This window comes from Parabacteroides sp. AF21-43 (assembly GCF_003635435.1).
Taxonomy (GTDB): domain Bacteria; phylum Bacteroidota; class Bacteroidia; order Bacteroidales; family Tannerellaceae; genus Parabacteroides; species Parabacteroides distasonis.
The window spans coordinates 65242-91665 of the sequence record NZ_QTMG01000017.1 but is presented as its reverse complement, the minus strand read 5'-3'; the positions used below and the strand labels follow the sequence as shown (position 1 = coordinate 91665).

Here is a 26424-nt window from a genome sequence, read left to right as displayed (position 1 = left end):
TTATTTTTAGGTACGCGAAGATAGGAAATTTAGCCTAAATACTATACTTTTGGCATACCATTTGTTGTTAATAGTATATGACAATACAAGAAATAAATAAAGCATACAACCGAATTATCGGTTCATTAGACGAAAAGGAGCTAAAGAACGCGTTCGATTTTCTCCAAAGTCTAATAGCGGGAATACGTGAGTACTCATTCCAAGACAGGTTGAACGAGCTACAAGATACTTATAAATATATGTTGCGATACCGGATCGAGGGGGCTAAAGATCCGATGCAAGACCAGATATACAACAACTTGATCGCATCCAGCTATGAGTTCGCGGATATAGTGAAGCACAAGGCCTTATCGGTAGATTCGCCTCTCTCCTATTATAGCCGTAGGCGAATGATGCAAAAGGAGCTTACCAACTATGACCAGCTCCACAAGGTCTTGAGAAACGCCTCTCTGGTGAAGATAGAGACTCCGACCGGAACCATCACGGAGCAGCAGCAAATCGAATCCGCCACGATCCTATTATTCAATAAGATCTGGACCTCGAATCCTCTCAATAAGGAAGAAATAGCCTCCATCAGGAACCTATTGAATGACCAAGAGTTGCCTTTTATCATCGGTAGCCAAATCGTATCGGCATTAATGTTGGGATTGCAAGCCGCTTTCGATAAGGAGAAACTGCTATTATTATTCGATGCGGCCAATCTCCAAGAAGATGAGATTCGTTACCGCGCGTTGATCGGGATTCTCTTGACGCTCTATACCTATAGGAAACGTACGGCGTTATATCCGCAGATAGCGGATCGACTAGCGGCTTTATCCGAGGGATTTCCTAATTTCACGAAAGCGATCCGCACGATTACCCTTCGTTTTATCCTAGCCCGTGAGACAGAGAAGATCACCCGTAAGCTACAAGACGAGATCATTCCGGAGATGATCAAGCTAGGCCCTAAAATCAGTCAAAAGATAAACTTAAAGGATATCAATCCGGAACTTCTCGGAAACGAGATGAATCCGGAGTGGCAGAATATGTTATCGAACAGTTCCTTAGGGAAGAAAATGGAGGAGTTCAGCGAACTGCAACAAGAAGGCGCGGACGTAATGCACTCTACTTTCGTGCATCTAAAGCATTTCCCCTTTTTCCGGGAACTGGGTAACTGGTTCATGCCATTCACGACCGAGCATTCCGCTTTTGGCAATCAGTTGAGCAAGAATCAAACGGAAAAGGATATGCTAGATTCCATGACTCTTGCGGCATTCATGTGTAATTCCGATAAATATTCCTTATATTTCAGTATGATGCAATTGCCGGATCAAGCCCGTCAAATGATGATGGGACAGTTTGGTAGTCAAGCCTCCGAGATGATTCAGCAAACAAAGGAGGAATTAATCAGTAAACGGGGAAAACTGGAAATCATATCCGGACAGTACATACAGGACTTGTATCGTTTCTTCAAACTTTATCCGGGACATCTGGATTTTGATGACATATTTACATCTGCGCTAGACTTTCATAACCTGCCAATTTTGCAGCCTTACGTCAGTGATGAGGAAAGTTTGACAACTATAGCGGAGTATTATCTCCGGAAGAATTACTTCCTTGACGCACTCACGATCTACAATCGCTTATCCGACGCAAATCAAGAAAGTGATATCTTATTCCAGAAAATCGGTTACTGCAAACAAATGAATGGCGATATACAAGGCGCCTTGGAGGCTTATTTACATGCGGATCTTATCAATCCAGACAGTAAATGGGTTATTCGCCGGATCGCCGGTTGTTACCGTACCTTAAAGCAACCGGAAGAAGCGTTGAAATACTATCATCGTTACGAGGCTTTCAATCCGGATGATTTATCGATCCAAATATGTATCGGCCACTGCCATCTTGAACTCAAGAATTATAATGAGGCGCTGAAATATTATTTCAAGGTAGATTATCTGGACAATAAAAGTACGAAGGCTTGGCGTCCAATAGCTTGGTGTTCTTTCTTGACCGGTAAATACGATCAGGCCCGTAATTATTACAAAAAGATCATGGATAATCAACCCAACACCCAAGATTTCTTGAATGCGGGACATACGGAATGGGCATTACAGAATATCAAGGGAGCGCTTGCTTTTTATAAAAAAGCCGTGGAGAAAGAGTCCGGTGATTTCTCGAAGTTCCAAGAGCAGTTCAATCAAGATATTCCCGATCTTCTTGTAGCGGGAATCGAGGAGGCGGAAGTGCCGTTGATGATGGATCAACTCCGGTATTCCTTGAGCGATATATTCTAACTAGTCATCCAACAATTTGAGAAGACAAAAAGAAATATCGTATGAAAGAGATGATATTAGAGACAAAGCGACTCCTATTAAGGGAATTAAAACAAGATGATTTTAATAATATCTGTAAGCTTTTACAAGATCCGATTGTAATGTACGCTTACGAGGGAGCGTTCAGTAAAAAAGAGGTACAAGAATGGCTTGATAAGCAATTAAGGAGGTATCAAAACGATGGTTTTGGTTTATGGGGGATGATAGAGAAAGACAGCGGAGAGCTTATCGGTCAATGTGGTCTCACCTATCAAGAATTCAATGGTCAACAGGTTCCGGAGATCGGTTATTTGCTTAGGGCGGAATACTGGCATAAAGGTTATGCTACCGAAGCCGCCATAGCTTGTAAGGAATACGCCTTCAATATCCTTAACTTCGACAAAGTATACTCCATCATACGGGACACAAATATCCCCTCTCAAAAAGTAGCACTAAGAAACGATATGAGGGAAATCGCAAATTTCATAAAACATTATCGCAATATCGATATGCTTCATTTAGTATTCTGCGTGAATAAGTTATAGTTATCAAGCGGAAAGACTGGGATTCGAACCCAGGGAGCGGTTACCCGCTCACCGCATTTCGAGTGCGGCCCGTTCGACCACTCCGGCATCTTTCCTTGTGGTTGACGTGTACAAAAGTACATAAAATATAGTATCGTTATTCTCTTGAAAGGCTAAAATTACTTTATCAAATACAAAAAAGGGCATTCTTCACAGAACGCCCCTCTTTAAAACATATAACTAATACCTCTAAATTACTTGAAATAACGATTATATAAACCTTCAAATCCTTTGCCATGACGTGCCTCGTCTTTGCACATCTCATGTACGGTATCATGGATCGCATCCAAATTCTGTTGTTTAGCCAATGTAGCGATACGTTTCTTGTCCTCGCATGCGCCAGCCTCAGCTTCCATACGCTTTTTCAAGTTAGTCTTCGTATCCCAAACAACGTCACCAAGAAGCTCCGCAAACTTAGCAGCGTGCTCAGCCTCTTCCCAAGCGTAACGCTTGAATGCCTCAGCTACCTCAGGATAACCCTCACGGTCTGCTTGACGGCTCATGGCCAAATACATACCAACTTCGGTACATTCTCCCATAAAGTGAGCGTTCAGACCTTCCAAAATCACTGGGTCTACACCTTTAGCAACACCTAGTACATGTTCGTCAACGAACTGCAACGCACCTTCTGTCTCTACTAATTCCTTAAATTTGCTTTTCGGTTGTTTACATTGAGGGCAGAACTCAGGAGCCTCATCACCTTCGTGTACATAACCACATACTGTGCAAATCCATTTCTTTTTCATATATCGCAAAATTTTTATTGGTTGTATGGCACAAAATTAACTAAACTATCCGATACTACCATAATTCATCGATAGATTAATTCTATGTGTTAATCGATAAAAACTATGGAACTTATTTTTGACAGTGATTGTTTACTAAGTAAATATTTATTTATATGGATACATCTAAGATTATTAGTTTATTAGGAGACAAAAGTGATTATTATTTAAATCACGTATGTAAGACTATTGATAAATCGCTGCTTCATCTTCCATCACCCACTTGCGTGGACGATGTGTGGGTCAATTCAGATAGAAACATACAGACTCTCAATAGTCTGCAAACCTTGTTGGGGCACGGAAGATTAGCTAACACCGGATATGTTTCTATCCTCCCGGTAGATCAAGATATCGAGCATACCGCAGGGTCTTCCTTCGCTCCAAACCCCATTTATTTCGATCCGGAGAATATCGTAAAATTAGCGATCGAGGGTGGTTGCAACGCAGTCGCTTCTACGTTCGGCATACTAGGGTCAGTCGCACGAAAATATGCCCATAAGATTCCATTCTTGGTAAAACTAAATCATAATGAGCTTCTTACTTATCCGAATTCTTACAATCAAATCTTATTCGGCACGGTGAAGGAAGCATGGAATATGGGCGCCGTAGCTGTAGGGGCCACGATCTATTTCGGATCAGAGCAAAGCCGACGTCAGCTAGTCGAGATTGCCGACGCATTCGAGTATGCCCATGAACTAGGTATGGCGACCGTATTATGGTGCTATTTACGAAACAGCTCTTTTAAAAAGGATGGCATCGACTATTCCGCGGCAGCCGATTTGACCGGACAGGCTAATCACCTTGGCGTCACGATCAAGGCCGATATCATCAAGCAGAAGCTACCGGAGAACAACGGAGGTTTCACCGCTATCAATTTCGGGAAGATCGATCAAAAGATGTACACAGAGTTAACGACAGAACATCCGATCGACCTCTGCCGTTACCAAGTTGCTAATAATTATATGGGACGTGTCGGGCTTATCAACTCCGGTGGGGAATCTCATGGCGCCTCAGATCTTAAAGACGCTGTCGTCACCGCTGTCATAAACAAACGTGCGGGTGGCATGGGGCTGATTAGCGGAAGAAAGGCGTTCCAACGTCCGATGAAAGACGGCGTGGAGTTACTTCATTCAATTCAAGATATTTATTTGGATAAGGATATTACTATCGCTTAGTTTGTTATTGCGTTGAGAAAAGAAGGCCGTCCATCAAAGCTATATACTTTGGGGACGGCCTTCAAATTTTATTTCTTCAACCACATATCCAACCACTCAAAGAATGTGCGTTGCCATAGAACGCCATTCTGGGGCTTCAATACCCAATGGTTCTCATCCGGATAAATCAGCAACTCGGCCGGTACCCCCCGAAGAACCGCGGCGTTAAACGCTGCCATTCCTTGATTAGCCAAGATCCGGTAATCCTTCTCTCCATGGATACAAAGGATAGGCGTATCCCATTTGTCCACGAACTTATGCGGGGAGTTCGCGAATGTACGCTGAGCCGTAGCGTTTTGCTTTTCCCAGTACGCTCCACCCATATCCCAATTGGCGAACCACATCTCTTCCGTTTCCAGATACTGCATTTCCATATTAAAGATACCATCGTGGGCGATAAACGCCTTGAAACGTTTATCATGATGACCTGCCAACCAATATACGGAGAATCCACCGAAGCTGGCGCCTACACAACCCAAGCGATCCTTATTTACATACGGTTCCTTGGCTACCTCGTCAATAGCGGTGAAATAGTCTTTCATGCATTGTCCGCCATAATCGCCGCTGACAGCCTCATTCCATTCCAAGCCAAATCCGGGAAGACCCCGACGGTTCGGTGCCACGATAATATAGTCATTAGCCGCCATGATCTGGAAATTCCAACGGTAAGACCAGAACTGGCTCACAGGGCTTTGCGGGCCACCCTCACAGAACAACAAGGTAGGATACTTCTTATTCGGATCGAACTGAGGCGGATAGATAACCCACGTTAGCATCTGCTTGCCATCCGTCGTCTTCATCCAACGTTCCTCTACCTTACCCATCGTAAGCTGGTCGTAAATATGTTTGTTTTCAAACGTAAGTTGAGTTACCGTATGATCCCCTGTCAAATCGATCGAATAGATCTCGTCTCCCATGCTCATGGAATGACGTTGAGCGATCAGCTTATCGCCCAGAAGAGCGACAGAGGCGTAATCGTACATACCTTCGGTCAGCAGGGTAATCTTATTGCCATTCGCCAAGTCTATCTGATAAACCTGCGACTCGCCATGCCAAACGCCCGTGAAATAGATACGCTTGCAATCAGCGCTCCAGCAATAAGAATCCACGTTGGAGTCAAAATCCTTGCTTACGAATGTTTTCTCACCCGTCTCCAGATTCATTACCATCAAGCGATTTTGATCCGCCTCGTAACCATCACGTTCCATACTTAGCCAAGCGATACTCTTTCCGTCCGGAGAATAGGTGGGATTCGTATCATATCCCTTGTTCTCTTCCGTTATATTGGTCGTTTGCTTCGTATTCAGATCATATACATAAATATCCGAATTCGTAGAGATCGCATATTCTTTACCCGTCTTTTTGCGGCTGGTATAGGCAATCTTGTCCGAGGTAGTGTTCCAAGCCAATTGCTCGATACCGCCAAACGGCTTCATCGGGCTCTCAAACAACTCGCCCTCCATTACATCCACAGGATTGCTGATCGATTTGCCATCGAAATCGGCGACAAAAGGATGCGGAGCGGTAGTCACCCACTCATCCCAATGCTTGTACATTAAATCCGTAATGATAACACCTGTCGCCTTATCCAAATCCGGATATTTATCAGCGGTACTATTCACGGTTTTCACTTGCGAGATAAACAAGACCTTTTTCTCATCGGGAGAGAAAGCGAAACCCTCGATATCCTTACCATAATCGGAAAGTCGCTTACGGTCCGTCCCATCCGGATTCATTTCCCAAAGCTGGCTGCTACCACTCTCGTTACATAAGAAAGCGATCTTGGTTCCTCCTTTGATCCATACGGCCTCGTTCTCAGCGAATCCGGTTTTCGTGATTTGCTTATTATCCGATCCGTCAGCGTTCATCACGAAGACCTCACGGTTGCTCTTGTTTTCCGGTACGCTATAATACGCCACCGTATACACCACTTTTTTCCCGTCCGGAGATACGTTCATACCGCCGATACGTCCCATGGCCCACAAAGCTTCCGGGGTCATGCGACCGTCTTTGATCCGGATGTCCGACTTCCCGATAAGGTTCTTATCACCGGTCTCCTTCACGTTCACATCCGTAGCCGGATTGCAAGCACCTAACAGTAGAGATGTTGCCATAATCATTGTTCCGATAGATTTATTCATGCCGTTATAATATATTACAATTTGAGTGCGAAAGTACTAAATATAATTTATATCTTCGCGTTACTAATTATAAGAACTGAACAGTATGAATAAGATTTGGTTATTTGGAGCCGCTGTATGTATGGTATTAGCACTCGGCTCATGTAAACCTAAACAGAGCGCGTACAAGGCTGCTTACGAACAGGCCAAAGAAAAAGAGTCGACGGCTCCTGTTGAGGTTGTAGAACAAGAGGAAGAAGTTGTTGAGGTCGCTCCTGTCTCAAAACCCAGAACCTCTACGGCTACCACTCGTACGGAAAAAATCAACGCCGCTCAAGGCGAGGACGCTAGCCGTCTGAAACGTTATAGCGTTGTTGTCGGTAGTTTCAAGAATAAGACAAACGCTTACGCATTAAAAGAACGTATGCAGAATGATGGCTATAACGCAGTGTTGGGCGAGAACGAGCAAGGTATGTTGCGTGTGATCGTCGCTAGTTTCGACAATAAAGCGGACGCCGCCGATAGCCGTGATGCCATCAAGGCGAAATACGCTCCTAACTTCCAAGACGCTTGGTTATTGGAGAGAGCTTATTAATTGTAAGCTATCAGAAAAGATAAAAGCGGAAGGTCTCGTTAGCCTGTAAGAAGAATCTTGCAGGTTATCGAGACCATTCTATTTGAAGGAAACATAAGGACATAAAAATAGCCCGACTTCAACAGCCGAGCCACTTTTCACCAATCTAATCTAACTTAACCTAAAACAAAAACCATCTTTTTCTTTTTGCCTTTCTCTTCTTATATCCTAACAACCTTTTTACCTTAAAAACGTAATACCTATTCGAAATTGTATAAACTCAAAACATCTAAACACATATGATATAAACGAATTACTCTTCATAAACAGGCCACGCACCTTCTTTCGTACAAACGAAAGCCGCTGTCTTTACAGCGAAATGATGGGCCTCGCTTAAGGACTTCCCCTTTAAGAGCGAGATGATTAGAGCCCCCGAAAAAGCATCCCCCGCCCCGACCGTATCCGCCACCGTGACCTCCGGCGTTGGCAAAGTAGAAGTCTCCTCCCTCGTATAAATAGTACTATGGGAACTCCCCGCAGTCAAGGCAAATATCCGAAGGTCATACTTCTCAATAAACCATAAAGCGATATCCCTCTCGGTTCCCTCTAAACCGAACAAATCCCGAAGTACATCGAACTCCTCATCATTTACCTTCAGCACATTCGCTAAGTACAAAGACTCCTCGATCAACTCCTTATCATAGTATCGCTGGCGAAGATTGATATCCAGCAAACGATAAGCGTCTTTCGGCGCAAACGACGAGATCGCTTGTATTGTCTCCCGGGACTGACGGGAACGCTGGGCTAATGTACCGAAACAAATAGCGTCCGCTTTCTCCGCCAAATCAATCGCATCGGATGTAGGCGATATATGATCCCAAGCCACTCGCTCATGAATCGTATAAGTAGGGATACCTTCTCGTAACTCTACCTGAACGGTTCCCGTCGGGTAAGGCACTTTCTCGATCAAATGCTGGATATGATTCTTATCCAACTCATCAACGATCTCTTTACCCAACTCATCATCTCCGACAGCGCTGATAGCATATCCCTCAGCACCTAGGCAAGACGCATGATAGACAAAATTAATCGGGGCACCCCCAGCCTTTTTCCCGGAAGGAAGCATATCCCATAATAATTCTCCAATCCCAACGACAATTGGTTTACGTCTTGATTCAGTCACCTGTTCCATGGTCTTTCTATTAAAAACAACTTTCGTACTTATCGACACCGCAAAAGTATATCATCGTTATAAATACAACGATAACTATAGCTACAAGATAAATCACACAAGTTACATAAAAGATTTATTTCCAAGGGACAATAACAGACGTTACCCGCATGTAACATCTGTACTAGCAGCATCCTTACAAAGACTCTATAAACTCGGTTGGCGTTATATTATAAACCGCCTTAAAGCATTTGGAGAAATAGGCCGGCGAGCCGAATCCCGTGGCATAAGCAACCTCGCTAATCGTTCCGGATCGCTGCTTCAATAGGGCGGATGCCTTTTTCAAACGATAGTTACGCAAAAAGTCCGTAGGGGTAATCCCGGACAACTCCTTCACCTTTCGATATAAATGCACACGAGACAGGCCCAGTTTCTCACTGCCTTTCTCTATACTGAAATCGGGATCGCTATAATTCTCCTCTATTAAAGCGATAAACTTACGCATAAACAAATCATCCAGACTCTCCACCTTCCCTTTTGTCTCGATGGAAAGTCCCGCAGGCGATTGAGACTCTTTCAAGAAAACCTCCCGCAAACGATTACGTTCTTCCAACAACTTAATGATACGTAATTTCACGATCTCGATATTGAACGGTTTCTGGATATACTCATCCGCTCCCCCCTCAAATCCATACAAGCGTTGACTGTCATCCGAAAGAGCCGTAAGCAAGATTACCGGGATATGACTGAGGGCCATATCCGACTTAACCCGGCGGCAAAGCTCGAAGCCATTCATCTCCGGCATCATCACGTCACTGACGACCAGTGATACATTTTCCTTCAATAGAATATCCAAGGCCTTGGCACCATTCTCCGCTACAAGTACATTAAAATTCCCGGACAACTCATGCTGTAAATAAGCGCGAATATCCCAATCATCCTCAACGATCAAGATCGTATAATCATATTTCTTATTCAACGTTTCTTGAACTTGGGATATATCCAAATGCGCTACACCAGAGGACGATTCCGTCGCATTCGACAGAAAGACACAAGATTCATCAAAATGAGATTTACCTTTCGGGATCTGAACGGTAAACACTGTCCGTTCGCCTTGCTCGCTTTCCACGTGGATCGAGCCTTTATGCATAAGGACAAATTCCCGTGTCAAATGCAGTCCGATACCCGTTCCCGGAGCATAGCTTTGCCCGCTTGTAAAAAAGCGCTCGAATACGGAGGCTAGGTTTTCCGGGGGAATACCCTCTCCATTATCTTCCACCGATAAGACAACCTCCGTCTCCTCCTCCCGCAAACGAATCGTAATCTTCCCCTGCTCCGGGGTAAACTTAAAGGCGTTCGAGAGCAAGTTCGTTAATATCTTCTCCATCTTGTCCGTATCCACCCAAACAAAAAGAGAATCCATTTCATGCAGGAAGGTATAATCAATTCGCTTACTCTGGGCCAGATTATTAAAATAAGATTTCACCTCTTGGATTAAAAAGACCAAATCCATCTTAATAACCCGCAATCCCATCTTATTATTCTCTATCTTCCGGAAATCCAGCAATTGGTCGATCACACGTTTCAAGCGTTCCGCATTCTTCTTAACGATGCGGATATCATCCGCGAAAGCGCCTGCCGGGGCATCTTGCGCCATCTTGTTCAGAGGCCCGAGAATCAAGGTTAAAGGAGTCTTTATCTCGTGAGATACATTCGTAAAGAACTGCAATTTCTGTGTCGTGACTTGCTCGATGCGCTGGTTTGCTACCGAGAGTTCCTCTTTCTGTTGTTGTACCAAACGATTTCTCTCATTCAACAAAAGATTATTCTGGCGCACTTTACGATTAATATAAACCATGTAAATAGCAGAACCACCCAATAAAAGCGCCAATATCAAGATAATAATCAAGGAACTATAAAGAAAGTTATATTTCGAGAGCAATTGCGACAAATTCGCACGCTGTTTCTCGATCTGGCGTTGATATTCTGCCAACCGGTCTGATTGTAAATAAAGGGTACCGGCGTTGGTCTTATCGATCATAGCGGTGCTTAACGCATACTTTTTCGTATAAGCTTGTCCGCTTAAGATCTGCCAAGCTACCTTAATAGCCACCCCACCACCTGTCGGATAATAAAAAGAGGCATCCAACTTACCCTGCGCAACCGCCTCCACGCCCAAGCCTCCTCCCAAGAGTCCATCCACGCCTATAAATTCCACGTGCCCCACCAGCGACGAATCTCGCTCCTCAATCGCCTCACGGGCCCCTAAGGCCATCATATCATTATGAGCGAAAACGATATCGACATCCTCTATGGAATCCAGCTTCAAGACTTCCTCATAGGCATTCTTCCTGTACCAATACCCATCCAACTCCCGGATCTTCACATTCGGATCAATAGACATCGCATCGACAAAACCTTGATGTCTTTCTGTAGCGGAGGAAGAGCCTCTCCGCCCCCATATCTCTAAAATCGTTGTCTCCTTCTTGATCAAGGAGCTGACGTACATTCCGATCGAGCGACCGATCTCGTAATTATCCGCTCCAATATACGTCGTATATTCATCGCTATTAATTTTCCGGTCCAATATGATAGTGGGAATACCAGCCCTGTACGCCTCAACAGCGACAGGCGTAACAGGCTCGGTCTCATTCGACGATATAATCAGCAAATCCACCTTTTTCTTGATAAAACCTTTTATCTGGCTGATCTGAGTATCATTATCCTGACTAGCATCCATTACGACCAGCTCGATCTCCGGATGATTTAAAGCCTCTACTTCCATATCACGTATCATGGATTGACGCCAAATATCCGTCATCGAGCATTGAGATACACCGATGACATATTTCTTTTCTTTTTTACCGGGCGAACAGGCAAAGCAAAGAATAAGGGATAGCCAAAGCAGGATATAAAGCGGGTTTCCTTTCATGTGGTATATTTAATTCGATCGTTTATTCTACAAATATACGAAAACTATTCCGAAATTACCCCCAAACAAGTCAAGGTATCTTTTAACAACGGGGTAAATCTATGGATACCGATTTCATTCAAATGATCAGCGTCCCTATAGCAAGAATCAGGTAGCGATACAGCCGTATAATTTAAATAAAAGACCGTTTTATCATCCACGTATTCCCGAGCCAAAGAATCCGTCAATTCTCGATAACTCGGAGGAACCCGTTCCATATATTCCGTGGAAACAGGGGCATTGTACAAAATAAGAGACAGATCCCGCTTCTTACATTCCTCTACGATTCGCCCCAACATCTCTTGTTGAAATGAGGATGGCAATAAATAAGCACCCTTATCATCATAGTAATGACGATCGATAATAACGTCTAGTGTTCCCCCGGTCGCCCCTGTGAAAATACGCTCGATCACATTCCTTTTAATCTCAGCTACGCAATTCTTGAACGGAACGCCAAACTCATATGAATACATGACCTCCTTACGGGTTACCGGCGAAACAGCCTCCTGTACCAAGGGTCGCAAATCCTCCCGCTCCTTCAGATGGGGATAAATAGACATATAGGCAGGAAACTCATCCTGATAGGAATCATCGGCCACGGTAAACGTGTGATAACCAAACCCCAATATCACGGTTTTCAAATGGGGAAGGTAAGGCGCTTTCAAGCATAAATCGATATAGGTATTGAAATAATTCTCACTGGATTTAGCGTCATTCCTCGATTTCCCCAGCATATCGGCGGATATCGAATGTAAAGGATGGGAATCTCCCAAAATCAATACCTCTACTTCCGGATCACTCTTGAGGCTGGGTACGCTTATATGAAAATAGGAGCGGATCAACAGACAACTAAGCAACCCTAAACATCCTACCACCCCTAAATACCGGAATATAGCTATAAAGAACCTTCTCATACTTATCAGAATTGAAAATAAATGAAACCTTGTGGATTACTGGCGTCGAAACCATAGATGATAATCAGCAATACCGTATAGATAACATACCGAACCGGAAGGCTCAGGTCCTCTATCATCAACCCATGCGCCTGTTTTCGGCCGATCCATTCCACGACGAACATAAGAGCCGTGAAAAAGAAACATTTCTTCAGCAGGAGTTGCCCGAATCCCAAGCCCACAAGTTGAGGAGCCGAGAATAATGAGGCATTGAACATCCGCTCGAGGTACACAGCCGCTTGAGATATATCTTCCGACCGGAACAGAATCCATCCCAATAAGACCAGTAGAAACGTAACTCCCATCTGTGTCAATTCCTTCACAGAGGGAAGGAAACTGTTTTCCGCCACGGAATCTCTATACCTCCTATTTTGACCCAACAATAGCAATGGCAGAAACAACAACGCATGATACGCTCCCCATGCCACAAACGTCCAGTTAGCCCCATGCCAGAATCCACTTACCAAGAAAATAACAAGGGTATTCCGGAAGCTCTTCCATTTTCCGGCCCGGCTCCCCCCTAGCGGTATATAGATATAATCCCGGAACCAAGTCGTCAACGATATATGCCAACGCCGCCAAAACTCCGCTATATCCCGGGAGAAATAAGGATACTTAAAGTTCTGCATAAGGTCTATGCCAAATAACCGGGCACAGCCGATCGCTATATCCGAGTATCCGGAAAAATCACCGTAAATCTGTATCGTAAAGAAGAAAGCCCCCAGAAACAAGGTACTCCCATCCAACGTCTGGTAATTCTCAAACACACCGTTCACGAACAAAGCGCAGTTATCGGCAACCACCACTTTCTTGAAAAATCCCCAAAGCATCTGGCGTATACCATCCAACGCCAGATCACAATCGAAATTACGAGGCCGGAGAAACTGAGGCAACAAATGGGTAGCCCGTTCTATCGGGCCCGCCACTAATTGGGGGAAGAAACTGATATAAGCGAAGAATGCCACGATATCATGAGTCGCCTTGATTTTACCTTGGTAAACATCAATCGTATAGCTCAAAGCCTGAAACGTATAAAAGCTGATCCCGACAGGGAGCAAGATATTCAACGTCACGTAATCGGCATCCCAGCCCAATAGGTGAAGGACATTTACCAAATTCTCGGTAAAAAAATCAAAGTACTTAAACACACCCAAGATCGAAAGGTTCAGTAAAATATTGCCGGCACTTATCCACTTTTGGACCGACCGGTTGCCAGCGCATTTCTCCAAATAGACTCCACTCAAGTAACTGCATAACGACGTAAACAGGATCAGCAGCAAAAAGCGCCAGTCCCACCATCCGTAGAACAGGTAACTAACAGCTACCACAAATAGATTTTGCCACCGCAAAGACTTGAAAACAAACCAGTAACCAAAGAAAATCAATGGCAGGAATATAAGGAACTCTATGGAATTAAATAACATAAATATTTAATTTTCAGACTCAAGAATATGTATCATCAAGGCGCAAAGATAAGGAATATCAAGCATTGACCAATAAATATTTCGTATATTCGTGGCTCAGAAATACAATAAGATACAGAGATGAAGATAATCAACGAACAATTACTCGACGAGACCCAGGCCAAAGCCTTGCAGTCTCCCCGCCTGCGAATGAACTATAATTTCCATGAGAGATTGGATGATCCGATCAATCGGTTACTGAATGCCATGGAGCCCGGTACGTATTTGCGTCCGCACCGGCATTTAAATCCGGCGAAAGACGAGATCTTCTTGTTGCTACGTGGGAAGGTAGCGGTATTCTTGTTTGACGAGGAAGGGAATATCACGGAGAAAACGATACTGAATCCAAAGGAAGGCGCTTATGGAGCGGAGATCAAGGCCGGAACATGGCACGGGCTTCTGGTACTGGAATCCGGATCGGTTATTTATGAGATAAAGCAAGGGCCGTTCGCACCGCTAGCACCGGAGAACCTAGCGCCTTGGAGCCCCGAGGCGGAAGATACGGAGGGAGTAAAGAAGTATCTGGAATGGCTCGAGAGCCAAATATGATCGATGAAACTTTTAGTATAACAAGCTAGCGATCAGCCTCGTATAACAAGAGCTATCCGATGGTTTTAACAATGCCCATTCTAAAGTGTTTACGATGCCCATTGTAAAGACCTTACGATGCCCATTATAAGGAGCTTACAATGGGCATTGTTATTATTTCTGGAAAACCTTCGTCGATTTAATCATCACGTCGTGTAAAGGACGATCGTTCTTATCCGTCTTTACCACGGAGATCTTCTCTACGATATCGAAGCCTTCCACTACCTCGCCAAAGATCGTTACCGAGCCATCCAGATGCGGAACGCCACCGATCGTCTTATAAATCTCACGCCGTTCGGCCGGGATCACTACCGGGCCTAATACCGCCAACGTATCTTCTACCAAGATGGACGCACGGGCATGTAACTCATTCTCCAAGGAATCGGCGGCCAAGGAAGGATCTTGCTTTTTCAGCTCATCCCGGAATTTATAGTACAACCAGTTGCGGCGGATCTCATTGATACGAGCCTCTTTCTCCGCAAGCTCCTTGTCGTCCAAGACTTTCCCTTGCACAAAACAGAACTGCGTACCGGCGGAGGCACGTTCCGGATTCACGGCATCGATCTCTTTCGCGTCGATCAAAGCGCCTTTCTTATTAAAATGATTGGGTAATATCTCGGCGGGAACGGTATAACCACCATCGCCATCCCCATACAAGGCACCCGGCTCATGCGCCTTACTCTCCGGATCACCACCTTGCACGACAAACTCCTTGATAACACGGTGGAAAAGCATACCCTCATACTCGTTCGACTGGCAAAGCTTGATGAAGTTATCCCGGTGAAGAGGCGTATCGTCGTATAGCAGGACGGTGACGTCTCCCATCGTCGTCTTGATTTTCACATATACGGGTTTATTCGGGTCCAAAGGCTTATCCCCACAAGCTACCAACGTGAGCAAGAGCAGGAACAGCGAGAAAATTTGTCGTTTCATACCTGTTTTATTTATCGGATTAAGTAGTTACAAAGCCGGTTATTCCTCCGCATAGATCAACATCTGGCAATTCTTGCAGTCGAAGCGCAAACGCAAGAGCGTTTCCTTATAGCACAGCAAGTAAGGCTCCTTATAGGGAGACTTCTGCTTCTGGTAAGTAGGGCACCATCCCATACTGTACCGCAGGCAATGTTTCGTGAACATCAAAGGAACATCCTTCCGGGGAGACAACTCGAAAGCGTCTTCCACGGCAGTCACGCCATGCGCCTTATAAAAGGCACCAGCCTTGCTATTGGAGACATTCCCTAAATAAGTCAGACGCTTCTCTGGGAAAGGGATTTCCAAAGTCTCGCCTACACACGGCTTTACCGGACGAGCCTCTTCCCTGCGGTAACGAATCCGCCGGGTAGAGATAAGCCTCTCCACCCCTTGCCTACGCATCTCGGCCAATAAAGAAGAAGGGACAAACCAGTTATCGGACATCGCCACGGTGACCTCCGCCGCCTCAAAAGGCGTATTTCCCAACTTAGAGAGCTGGGTACGGATATTCTCCGCCTGATCCCGCCGGGCCGGTTCTTTCTCGAACGGCTGGGTAAGCATGATACGGGCTCCTGTCTCGTCTGTCATACTTAACGTGAAGCCAAAGGCATTATCTTGAAATTCCATCCGGACAGAGAGCTTCCGCTCGGCGGATGGCTTGGATAGCAGTTTATCAAACTCTTGATCGAAATTCCGGTACAAAGGCATCTTCGGACGGATCGCCGGGCGATCCAGCGTAAAGATCCGGTTTGCCTCCACACGGTTTACCCGGAAGCCCTCCAACTCCCCTTTCTCATTGAAGAAGGTAAGCCCGTCGCCATTATTCAATTGTTTCAGTCCGGCGATCGTGAAAGAGTTTCCTTTCAGTTCCTTCACCGTACCCACCGGCTCCCCCAAGGACTTAGGCGTATCAAAGCTGGTGATATCCTTCGTGCGCTCCTTCCATAAGAAAGGCGTGAAACCCCGGTTGAAGCTTTTCTCCGCCACAGGTTCGAACGTGTAAGTGCTATGCCCGGCCGAGGCACGACGGTATTCCGGCCGACGGGCCAAGATAGCGTCCAGTTTCTTCCGGTACCAAGCCGTTACGTTTTTCACGTAAGATACATCCTTCAAACGACCCTCGATCTTCAAGGAAGAGACACCGGCATCCAACAACTCCTCCAAGTATTCGCCCCGGTTCATGTCCTTCAAGGATAAGAGATGCTTACCCGATACGATCTCCTTCCCGTCCGCGTCAATCAAGCTATAAGGCAGGCGGCAATACTGGGCGCATTCCCCCCGGTTGGCGCTTCGTCCGCTCAAGGCGGCACTCAGGTAACACTGGCCGCTATAGCTTACGCACAGCGCCCCGTGTACGAAGACCTCCAGAGGCACGGTCGTTCGCTCGGCGATCTCCCGTATCTGGTTCAGCGATAGCTCCCTCGCCAATACGACTTGCGTGAAACCTACCTCTTGCAGGAATCTCACCTTCTCCGGCGTACGGTTATCCGTTTGCGTACTGGCGTGCAAGGGGATAGGCGGAAGGTTCAACTGGGTGATACCCATGTCTTGAACGATCAAGGCATCCGCCCCGGCCTCGTAAAGTTGCCAGATCATTTGCTCGGCCTCTGCCAGCTCCTCTTCTTTCAAGATAGTGTTCAAGGCCACGTAAATACGAGCCGAATAGAGATGGGCGTAATCGCAAAGCTGCCGTATATCGTCCAGCGTATTACCAGCGGCGGCACGGGCTCCAAACTTCGGGGCACCGATATACACGGCATCGGCACCATGGTTAATCGCCTCCCTGCCGCAAATCAGATCCTTAGCGGGAGATAACAGTTCTATCGAACGGGGTTCTTTTCTCATTTACAAGCTTCCTAGTTTTTTGATATCTTCCCGGCGGAACGGGGTCTCTTGGTATACGTAATAGTTCAGCCAATTAGTGAACAGCAGGTTCGCGTGCCCCCGCCAACGTACCACCGGGCCTTGCGCCGGATCGTTGTTCCGGTAATAATTACGAGGCTTGTTGATGGGCAATCCCTTCCCCAAATCACGCATATACTCATCATTCAGCGTATAGGGCGAATACTCGGAATGGCCGGTGATGAAGAATTCCCGTCCGCCACGAGCCATCGCCATATAGACGCCGGATTCCTCGCTCTCGGACAATAAGGTGAGCTCGGGCACCTTCATGATATCCTCCCGGCGAATCTCGGTATGACGGCTATGAGGCACGAAGAACTCGTCATCGAACCCCCGGAAGATCGGAACAAACGGTTCCCGGAGCGAATGACGGAAGACACCGAACATCTTGGCCGGCAAATCATATTTAGGCACCCCATAGAAATGGTATAGCCCCGCTTGCGCCGCCCAGCAGATATAGAGCGTGGAGGTAACATGCGTACGGGCCCAATCGAATATCTGCGTGATCTCCTCCCAATAACTAACTTCCTCGAAAGGCATCTGCTCCACGGGAGCGCCCGTCACGATCATCCCGTCGTAGAAATCATCCGCCATCTCATCGAAATCCTTATAAAATTCCTGCATATGCTCGATGGGCGTATTCTTCGGCGTATGTCCCTTGATCTTCATGAAATCAAGTTCCACTTGCAGGGGTGTATTACTGAGGAGGCGAACCAAGTCCGTCTCGGTCGTTATCTTAAGGGGCATCAAATTCAATACGACTACCCGAAGGGGGCGGATATCCTGCTCCGACGCACGCAAGGAATCCATCACGAAGATATGTTCCTTCTTCAGCAGCTCGATAGCCGGTAAGTTCTTTTGTAAATTTAATGGCATTTTCTATCTCTGATTATTATATGAGCGCAAAGATAATGAGAATTTTCTCATTATCGCTTATACTTCGCCACCATGATCACCGGGTTATCCTCCTCATGCATACCCGCAGCGATCTCCTTTAGCTTGCCTTTGAGGTGTCCTTCTTGATAGGCCTCGACAAGTTCGGGGGTATTTATCCGCCACGTGAAGGCGATCTCGTCGTTATTGAAGACCGTGAGGTCGAAAATCTCGTCCACGAGGTTGGCGAGTAGGTATCCATCATCGCCAAGTTCAACTCTTTCTTTACGGTCTGCATAAACCGTATCGCAAGATGGCTCCGTAGAATCAAGCTCATCACCAAGCAAGCACGTTTTTTCCAGTGATCCGGAAAATGCCCGATTCCACGAGCAGCCAAGTAAGTGATAACCGTACTTGTCAGCAATAACAAAGCAGGAATAAGTTACGGACTCTCAACGATGGTAAGACGAAATAAACGGCGCATACCACGGGAAAGAGAAACCGCACCCAAAACATATCCAGACCCATATCTTGATAGAATTTGCTCTTAATAGGTAGAGTAATGAGATTTTTCATTATATTTGGAGCGTTGAACAGATTAATAAAAGGATATATAGGCATGAACTTTCCCGGCAATTATCTTCCAGCGATCATCGCTTTATGTAAACGACATAAAGTAAAAAAGCTATTTGCTTTCGGCTCTGTCCTTACCAATCGCTTTAATGAGCAAAGCGACATAGATCTGGTAGTCGATTTTGACAAGACCAACGTAGATGATTACTTCTCTAATTTCTTTGACTTGAAATATGCCTTGGAGAGTCTTTTCGAAAGAGAAGTAGACTTGCTGGAAGAACAAGCGATCCATAATCCTTATCTCAAGGAAAATATTGATACCACAAAGATGTTAATCTATGGATAACTTCATCAAAAAGCATTTACAAGATATAGCTACGGCGATTGACGAGATCGAAAGTTTTTTCGATGATCAGCCCAAGCTATTTGAAAACTTCTGCAAAGACTTACGTCTTAGACGGGCAATAGAAAGAAATATCGAGATTATCGGAGAGGCCATGAACCGGATATTAAAAACGTCTCCGACAATAGCGATCACCAATTCCCGAAAGATAGTAGATGCCCGAAACTACATTATACATGGTTATGACAGTCTATCTGTTGATATTCTTTGGAGTATCGTTGTCAACCATCTGCCTTTATTAAGGCAAGAGGTTGATATTTTACTTGATACATAATTATAAAACAAGTAAAATATGCCCCGTAAATCAGTGGAATACGAAATAGATTCCATTGATTTACGGGGCATATTCCATTGAGATAGTTTCCTCTATGAGGAGGATGCGCTATCAAAACCCTCCCCCTAAAGCCTTATACAGGTATACCACCGACAGCAACTCATCCAGCACGGCATTGTTCAAACCGATCTGGGCGTCCAGCAAACCACGCTGGGCATCCAATACGTCCATGTAGCTGATGACACCGTTGATGTATTGCAATTGGGCGAGTTCCAGATATTTACTGGCGGAGGCTTCCAGATTCATGCGGGAAGCACGGATCTCCTTCACCTTGCGGACGGTCACGATAGCGTTGTTCACCTCCTTGAAAGCGCCTAATACGCTCTTCTCGTAACTATAGACCTCTTGCTCGTAACGAGCCTTCGCCGCTTTCACTTTCGCCTTGTTCTTCCCCATGGCGAAGATCGGCTGCAACAGGCTTCCGGCAATAAAACCTGCCGGACTCTTCAAGATACTACTTAACTCATCGCTCTCGAAACCGTAATTACTTGTCAAACGGATCTTCGGGAATAAGTCCGTTTGCGCCACACCCACCTGAGCGTTCGCCGCCCGAAGCTTAAACTCCGCTTGACGCATATCCGGCCGGCGCTCCAGCAAAGAAGACGGTAAGCCGATCGGTAAGGCATCCGGCAGGTGCTGGTCGCTCAAGGAGAGGCCACGGGGGATATCATCCGTATATTCGCCCAACAGCATGCTGAGGTCGCTTTCCTTGATCTTGATCTGACGCTCCAGCGAGGGGATCAAGGTCTCGGTACGGGCCAACTCCACTTGGGCTTGGTTGTAAGCCGTCTCGGAAGTAAGTCCGCCCTCATAGCGAAGCTTCGCCAAGCGGACACCCTCACGACGTGCGTCCAAGGTTTGTTGTACGATCGACAACTCTTGGTCCAAGGCGCAAAGTTGATAATAATTGGCGGCTACCTCGGCGATGATGGTCAATCGCAAGGCACGCTGCCCCTCCACGGTCTGCATATAGGAAGCGATGGTAGCCTCGTTCGCCCAGCGGAGGTTACCCCATAAATCCAATTCCCAAGACAAAGTCAACTTCGCCCCAAACTCCGGATCGGGCTTCGGATCATCCCCTCCATAGTTCAAGCGTTCCTTTTGCGCATAGATATTCGCACCCACCTCCGGCAGCATATTCGCGAAAGAGATCCGTTTGGCGGCGATCATCTCCTTCACCTTGGCGGCGGCGATCTTCATATCCTTATTATTATCCAGAGCCTTTTTGATCAAATCTTTCAAGGTCTCATCGGCGTAAAGGCTCTCCCAAGGGATATTCTCCACGGACGCCGTATCGGTCGTATCCGTATAAGCCTCGATCCGGTCCGGCAGGTTCAACTCCGGACGTGCGTACCGCTTTCCGATCTTGCAGGAAGAGAACGCCAGCATAGAAACGACACACACCACGGTTACCACTTCTTTCTTTTGAGCGATACGTTCCATCCGCATCTTTCCCTTTATCTTATAGATCAAGACAAAGAAGAAGGGAACCAACACGATACCTACCGTAATCGCCACCAACATACCGAAGAACACGCCCGTACCGATACTATGGCGGGAAGCCGAGCCCGGCCCGCTGGCCAACACCATCGGAAGCATACCCAACACGAAAGCCAACGAGGTCATCAAGATCGGGCGGAAACGCATCTGGGCGGCATGGATAGCGGCTTTCACCACATCTACCCCGTTATCTACCTGCACCTTGGCGAACTCGACGATCAAGATAGCGTTCTTCGCCGCCAAACCGATCAAGGTTACCAGACCGATCTGGAAATAGATATCGTTCTCCAACCCCGTCGTCCAGATGCCCAAGTAGGCACCCAGCGTGGCGACCGGCAAGGAAAGCAATACGGCGATCGGCACGATCCAGCTCTCATACTGGGCCGCCAAGAACAAGAAGACAAACAAGAATACCAACGCCAAGACAAATCCCGTCTGCCCGCCGGCCTGTTTCTCCTGATAGGAAAGACCGCTCCACTCCAGACCGATATTATCGGGCAGATGCTCCCTAGCGATCCGTTCCATCGCCGCCATCGCCTCGCCCGTACTATATCCCGGGGCGGCTACGGCATTGATCGAGGCCGTGGTGAACATATTGAAACGCTTGATCGTTCCCGGACCGGTCGTATATTGGGTCGTACCCAAGGCGGTCAATGGAACCATCGCCCCGTCCTTGCTGCGCACGAAGAACAAGTCCAGATTATCCCGGGTAGCCCGGTAAGGCGCCTCCGCTTGGATATATACACGGTAAATACGGTTGAACATATTGAAGTCGTTCACGTACACAGAGCCCAGATAAGCTTTCATGGTCGAGAAGATATCGGACAAAGGGATGCCGAGGAACTTCGCCCGGTCACGATCCACGTCGAAATACAACTGCGGGATCTCGCTCTGCATGGCGGAAGATACGCCTTGAAGCTCCGGCGCCTGCGAGGCGTAATACAGGAAGGTATCCGTGGCGCTTACCAGATTATCCCAGCTAGCGTCTCCCCTAGCCTCCAACTGCATCTCCAAGCCACCGCTCTCGCCCAAGCCCGGGATTACCGGCGGACGGTTCACGTACGACTTAGCCTCGGGGTAATAATAGAATTCCCGGCGGGCATCGGCCATCACGTCCTCTACCTTCATACCGGAGGATTTACGCTCTTCCCACGGTTTCAGGATCACCGTCAGCGTGGCACGCCCTTGGTTCGTACCGACACGGGGACTGCTACCGGTTACGTTCTGTACGTAGGCCACGGCCGGATGATGGTCGAGGAACTCGATCGCACGGTCTGTCACGGCACGTGTACGCTCCAAGGTAGTACCCTCGGGCATCTCCAGCTCTACGGTGAAGAATCCTTGATCCTCCTCCGGGATAAAGCTGGTAGGCAACACCCGGTTCAAGACGAAGATAGCCACCAGTACCATCCCGAACCCTGCCAAGATACGGCGGGGATTAGCGATGGAGATACGCAACAACTTCGTATATTTCTTATTTCCTTTCGCCAACCACAGATTGATCTTACGGAAAATAAACGCTTTCTTCTTATGAGACGGACGCAAGATGATGGCGCACATCGCCGGACTCAACGTCAAGGCCACTACCGTGGACAGCAACACGGAAACCACGATCGTGACGGAGAACTGACGGTACAACTGCCCCGTGATACCTCCCAAGAAACTCACCGGCACGAACACGGCGGCCAATACCATGGAGGTAGCGATCAAGGCGCCGGATAATTCCCGCATCGCCTTATGCGTAGCCTCACGGGCGGTCACACGCTCCTCGGCCATGATACGCTCCACGTTCTCCACCACCACGATAGCGTCGTCCACCACGATACCGATCGCCAAGATCAATCCCAGCAAGGTTAGCATATTCAACGAGAAGCCGAAGATCAACATGAAACCGAACGTTCCGATCAAGGAGATCGGGACAGCGATCGTCGGGATCAAGGCCGCACGCCAATTCTGCAACGAGAGGAACACCACGAGAACAACCAAGAAGAGGGCCTCGAACAAGGTCTTATACACCTCATGCACGGACTGGGAGATATACTCCGTCATATCAAACGGGAAATTATACTCCAAGCCCTCCGGGAAGTTCTTGCTGATATCCTTCATCGCCTCTTTCACCTTCGTGGCGACCTCCAGAGCGTTCGCTCCCGGCAACATATAGATACCCAAGATAGCGGCGTTCTTCCCGTTGATCCCACTCTCCGTAGAATACGAGGAAGCCTCCAGCGATACCCGGGCCACGTCGCTCATCCGGACGATCGAGCCATCCGGGTTCGCCCGCACCACGATATCCTCAAACTCCTTCACGGTGGACAAACGTCCCGGGGCCGTGATAGGCAAGGTGACATCCACGTCCAGCACAGGTTGCTTACCCAGCTCGCCCGCCGCCGATTCCCGGTTCTGGTCTTTCAAGGCATCCTGCAAGTCCTTTACCGTCAATCCCATATTGGCCAACCGATCCGGATATACCCAGATCTGCATACCGTAATAACGGCTACCGATATTCGATACACGGCCTACGCCCGGGATACGGCGCAATACGTCCAACACGTTGATCGTGGCGAAGTTACTCAGATAGATCTCGTCGAACTTCGGATCGTCGGACATCAAGCTCAAGGTCATCAACTGGCTGGGTGCCTGCTTCTCGATCGTGATACCATTCTGGATCACCTCGGCGGGCAAACGGCTCTCGGCCAGTTTCACACGGTTCTGGATCTCGACAGCCGCCAAGTCCGCGTCGGCGGATACATCGAAGGTCACCGTAATATTCAAGCTACCCGAGTTCGAGCTACTACTTTGCATATAAATCATGCCGGGCGTACCGTTCAGCTCCTGCTCGATTGGGGTAGCGACCGCTTGAGACACTGTCAGGGCGCTCGCTCCCGGATACGTGGCGCTGATCTTCACCACGGGGGGCGTAATCTGCGGATACTGGTCCACAGGCAATAATGCCAGTCCGATGATTCCGACAATCACGATCAGGATCGATAAGACGGTCGAAAAGACAGGACGGTCTATAAAGAATCCCGGTTTCATTGTTCTTCCTCCTCTCTAAGCGCTTGGATAGCCTTCTCGTCGCCGGCCTCTACCGCATGTACCTTCACGCCCGGCACCAATTTATGATAACCCTCTACCACCACTCGCTCGTTCTCGCCCAAGCCCCGTTCGATCACGACCTTGTTGCCGATCTCCGGGCCGGTCTGCACGAAACGCTTCTCGGCGATATCGTCCCTACGGATGATATAGATGAACGCACCTCCTTTCTCAATCGAGAGCGCTTTCCGGGGAACGACGATCGAACGCTCTCGGACATCCAGCAGGAGCTTCACTTTCGTGAACTGTCCGGGCAATAATTTCTGGTTCGGGTTGGATAGTTCCGCACGAACGCCAAACGTACCGGTCTTCGGGTCCACCAGCGGATCGGCGAAGTCCACGATACCTTTTACCGGGTATTCAGAGTCGTCCGCTAAGGTAACCGTCACGGTAGGCTGCCACGAACGGGTCGTATCCCGCTCGCCAAACTTCACGTTACGACGCTCGGCACGCAGGTAATCCAAGGCGGTCATCTTAAAATCGACCAATACCGTGTCGCTCTTCACGACAGCCGCCAATTTCGAATTGACACCCGGGCCCACCAAAGCGCCCACATCCACGAAACGCTCACTGATATACCCGGACAGCGGCGAGGTCACTACCGTATAGCTCAACTCCATCTCCGCTTGATCCAGATCCGCCTTGCTCATGGCGATATTCGCCTCGGCGTCTTCCAGAGCGGCCGTGGCGTTATCCAAATCCAGCTGGCTGGCGGCGTGTTGCTCGTACAACGGTTTCAGGCGTTCCACATCACGCCGGGCCTTGGCCGCTTGGGCTTGGCTTTTCTTCAGTTGGGCTTTCGCCTTCTCTACCCTAGCACGATATTTATCGGGATTAATCATAAACAGGGGCTCATTCTGCTTCACCCGTTTACCTTCCTCAAACAACATTTTCTCTAGGAATCCCTCCACACGGGCATGTACCTCGACAAAGCTGGCGGCACGGATACGTCCCACGTACTCACCATAAATCTGCACGTCTTCTTTTGAGGGTTTGTCTACGATCACGATGGGCAATTGCTGCTCTTCCTTATGGTGGCAACCCGTCATCGCTACTACAAGGGCTATCAAGATAACCTGTACTTTTGCCAATCTTTTCTTGCTCATTCTACCTATATAAATTACTTATGTCACATTTGTCATTTAAGAAAGAAAGAATCATTCCATTTTTCTCGAGGACATCGATAATTAACGTTACTTCACTTAATAACAAACCGTATAGCGTTTATGTTAACATTTATACTAAAATTAGGGCATATCCAACTGGGGAATAAATCCACAACCAGCCGGGAAAGTCTACACTTAAAAATAAAAATCCCTTCGAATGAAATGCTTTTTCCATCCGAAAGGATTTCACAGATACCAGATCTTCATCTATTATCTTATTGATCAACCGACAACGCTTTCCACAAATTATCGTCCGGTACGGGAGCGACAATTCGCACGTTCTCTTTTGAAACCGGATGGATAAACTCCGCACTACGTGCGTGCAAGCTAATGCCTCCATCCTTATTGGAACGATCGAAACCATATTTCAGATCTCCCTTGATCGGACATCCCATCTTCGCCAACTGACAGCGGATCTGATGGTGCCGCCCCGTCTTCAAATCGATCTCCAACAGATAATAATGATCCGAATGGGCGATCAATTTATAACGCAGGATGGCTTTCTTGGCATTCGGCCGCTCGGTATCGTAAGCGTAACTCTTATTTTGCTTCTCGTTCCGCACCAGCCAATCCACCAACTCACCCTCATCCTGCGGGGGACGGTTCTTGACGATCGCCCAATACGTCTTGCGCACCTCACCGACACGAAACATCTCGTTCAAGCGAGAGAGGGCCTTGCTCGTCTTGGCGAAAATCACGACCCCGCTCACCGGACGATCCAGACGGTGCGTGACACCGACAAAGACGTTACCGGGCTTGCAATACTTCTTCTTCAGCCATGCCTTCAGCATCTCCGAGAGAGGCTTATCGCCCGTCTTGTCGCCTTGCACGATCTCACGGCAGGTCTTATCTACCGCTATAATATGATTATCCTCGTAAATAACCTCCATA

19 protein-coding genes, 1 tRNA gene and 1 pseudogene are annotated in these 26424 nt (G+C 47.4%); 7 read left to right on the top strand and 14 right to left on the bottom strand.

Going from position 1 to position 26424, the window contains the following annotated elements; genetic code table 11:
- Positions 1-77 precede the first annotated feature (77 nt).
- Both DWX84_RS12965 and DWX84_RS12960 read left to right on the top strand, forming a co-directional pair.
- Entirely contained in the window at positions 78-2276 is a 2199-nt protein-coding gene (locus DWX84_RS12965; protein ID WP_121960864.1) for a tetratricopeptide repeat protein, read from the top strand.
- A gap of 41 nt (positions 2277-2317) precedes the next feature.
- Positions 2318-2839: a GNAT family N-acetyltransferase gene (locus tag DWX84_RS12960; RefSeq protein WP_005868101.1), complete on the top strand. Its 522-nt coding sequence runs from the start codon at positions 2318-2320 to the stop codon at positions 2837-2839.
- An 8-nt stretch (positions 2840-2847) separates the two neighbouring features.
- Here the strand turns inward: DWX84_RS12960 and DWX84_RS12955 are convergent.
- Positions 2848-2934 (bottom strand) — tRNA-Ser (locus tag DWX84_RS12955).
- A 138-nt stretch (positions 2935-3072) separates the two neighbouring features.
- Positions 3073-3624, bottom strand: coding sequence for an NADH peroxidase (locus DWX84_RS12950; protein ID WP_005856013.1), 552 nt, complete (start codon positions 3622-3624; stop codon positions 3073-3075).
- Between the two features lie 155 nt (positions 3625-3779).
- On the opposite strand from DWX84_RS12950, the gene DWX84_RS12945 reads away from it, so the two are divergent.
- Entirely contained in the window at positions 3780-4838 is a 1059-nt protein-coding gene (locus tag DWX84_RS12945; RefSeq protein ID WP_008771817.1) for a class I fructose-bisphosphate aldolase, read from the top strand.
- Between the two features lie 68 nt (positions 4839-4906).
- Here DWX84_RS12945 and DWX84_RS12940 read toward each other — a convergent pair whose 3' ends face one another.
- Entirely contained in the window at positions 4907-7018 is a 2112-nt protein-coding gene (locus DWX84_RS12940) for a S9 family peptidase (RefSeq protein WP_199703911.1), read from the bottom strand.
- A gap of 85 nt (positions 7019-7103) precedes the next feature.
- On the opposite strand from DWX84_RS12940, the gene DWX84_RS12935 reads away from it, so the two are divergent.
- Positions 7104-7592, top strand: a complete 489-nt coding sequence (locus tag DWX84_RS12935) for an SPOR domain-containing protein (RefSeq protein WP_005856008.1) — start codon at positions 7104-7106, stop codon at positions 7590-7592.
- A gap of 292 nt (positions 7593-7884) precedes the next feature.
- Here DWX84_RS12935 and DWX84_RS12930 read toward each other — a convergent pair whose 3' ends face one another.
- The 4 genes from DWX84_RS12930 to DWX84_RS12915 form a co-directional block, all read right to left on the bottom strand.
- On the bottom strand, positions 7885-8763 hold the full coding sequence (locus tag DWX84_RS12930) for a carbohydrate kinase (RefSeq protein ID WP_008771815.1): 879 nt from the start codon (positions 8761-8763) through the stop codon (positions 7885-7887).
- A gap of 175 nt (positions 8764-8938) precedes the next feature.
- On the bottom strand, positions 8939-11674 hold the full coding sequence (locus DWX84_RS12925; protein ID WP_121960866.1) for a substrate-binding domain-containing protein: 2736 nt from the start codon (positions 11672-11674) through the stop codon (positions 8939-8941).
- 44 nt (positions 11675-11718) lie between these two features.
- Positions 11719-12627, bottom strand: a complete 909-nt coding sequence (locus DWX84_RS12920; protein WP_121960867.1) for a hypothetical protein — start codon at positions 12625-12627, stop codon at positions 11719-11721.
- A gap of 5 nt (positions 12628-12632) precedes the next feature.
- Positions 12633-14090 (bottom strand): MBOAT family protein, encoded by a 1458-nt coding sequence (locus DWX84_RS12915; protein ID WP_121960868.1) that lies wholly within the window; start codon positions 14088-14090, stop codon positions 12633-12635.
- 120 nt (positions 14091-14210) lie between these two features.
- Between DWX84_RS12915 and DWX84_RS12910 the strand changes: the two genes are divergently transcribed.
- Positions 14211-14678, top strand: a complete 468-nt coding sequence (locus DWX84_RS12910) for a WbuC family cupin fold metalloprotein (RefSeq protein WP_005855998.1) — start codon at positions 14211-14213, stop codon at positions 14676-14678.
- A 153-nt stretch (positions 14679-14831) separates the two neighbouring features.
- Here the strand turns inward: DWX84_RS12910 and DWX84_RS12905 are convergent, their stop codons facing one another.
- From DWX84_RS12905 to DWX84_RS12890, 4 genes and pseudogenes are all read right to left on the bottom strand, one after another.
- Complete coding sequence (locus tag DWX84_RS12905) at positions 14832-15650, bottom strand: peptidylprolyl isomerase (protein ID WP_005855996.1); 819 nt, start codon at positions 15648-15650, stop codon at positions 14832-14834.
- 39 nt (positions 15651-15689) lie between these two features.
- A complete protein-coding gene (locus tag DWX84_RS12900; protein WP_121960869.1) occupies positions 15690-17534 on the bottom strand; it encodes a U32 family peptidase in 1845 nt (614 codons plus the stop codon).
- Complete coding sequence (metA, locus tag DWX84_RS12895) at positions 17535-18467, bottom strand: homoserine O-succinyltransferase (protein ID WP_005855991.1); 933 nt, start codon at positions 18465-18467, stop codon at positions 17535-17537.
- Positions 18468-18517: 50 nt separating this feature from the next.
- Positions 18518-18685: pseudogene (locus tag DWX84_RS12890) on the bottom strand (6-bladed beta-propeller); the annotation flags it as partial.
- A gap of 398 nt (positions 18686-19083) precedes the next feature.
- Between DWX84_RS12890 and DWX84_RS12885 the strand changes: the two are divergent.
- Both DWX84_RS12885 and DWX84_RS12880 read left to right on the top strand, forming a co-directional pair.
- Positions 19084-19383 carry a nucleotidyltransferase family protein gene (locus DWX84_RS12885; protein ID WP_122144643.1) on the top strand — a complete coding sequence of 100 codons (300 nt, stop codon included), beginning with the start codon at positions 19084-19086 and terminating at the stop codon, positions 19381-19383.
- Positions 19376-19714: a DUF86 domain-containing protein gene (locus tag DWX84_RS12880; RefSeq protein ID WP_122144642.1), complete on the top strand. Its 339-nt coding sequence runs from the start codon at positions 19376-19378 to the stop codon at positions 19712-19714. The genes DWX84_RS12885 and DWX84_RS12880 overlap by 8 nt, the downstream gene beginning before the upstream one ends.
- 111 nt (positions 19715-19825) lie before the next feature.
- On the opposite strand, the gene DWX84_RS12875 is transcribed toward DWX84_RS12880, so the two are convergent.
- From DWX84_RS12875 to DWX84_RS12865, 3 genes are all read right to left on the bottom strand, one after another.
- Positions 19826-24310, bottom strand: coding sequence for a multidrug efflux RND transporter permease subunit (locus DWX84_RS12875; RefSeq protein ID WP_122377528.1), 4485 nt, complete (start codon positions 24308-24310; stop codon positions 19826-19828).
- Positions 24307-25473, bottom strand: coding sequence for an efflux RND transporter periplasmic adaptor subunit (locus tag DWX84_RS12870; RefSeq protein WP_008778262.1), 1167 nt, complete (start codon positions 25471-25473; stop codon positions 24307-24309). Before DWX84_RS12870 ends, DWX84_RS12875 begins: the two co-directional genes overlap by 4 nt.
- Positions 25474-25748: 275 nt before the next feature.
- Positions 25749-26423 (bottom strand): RluA family pseudouridine synthase, encoded by a 675-nt coding sequence (locus DWX84_RS12865; protein WP_008780327.1) that lies wholly within the window; start codon positions 26421-26423, stop codon positions 25749-25751.
- Position 26424: the final 1 nt, after the last annotated feature.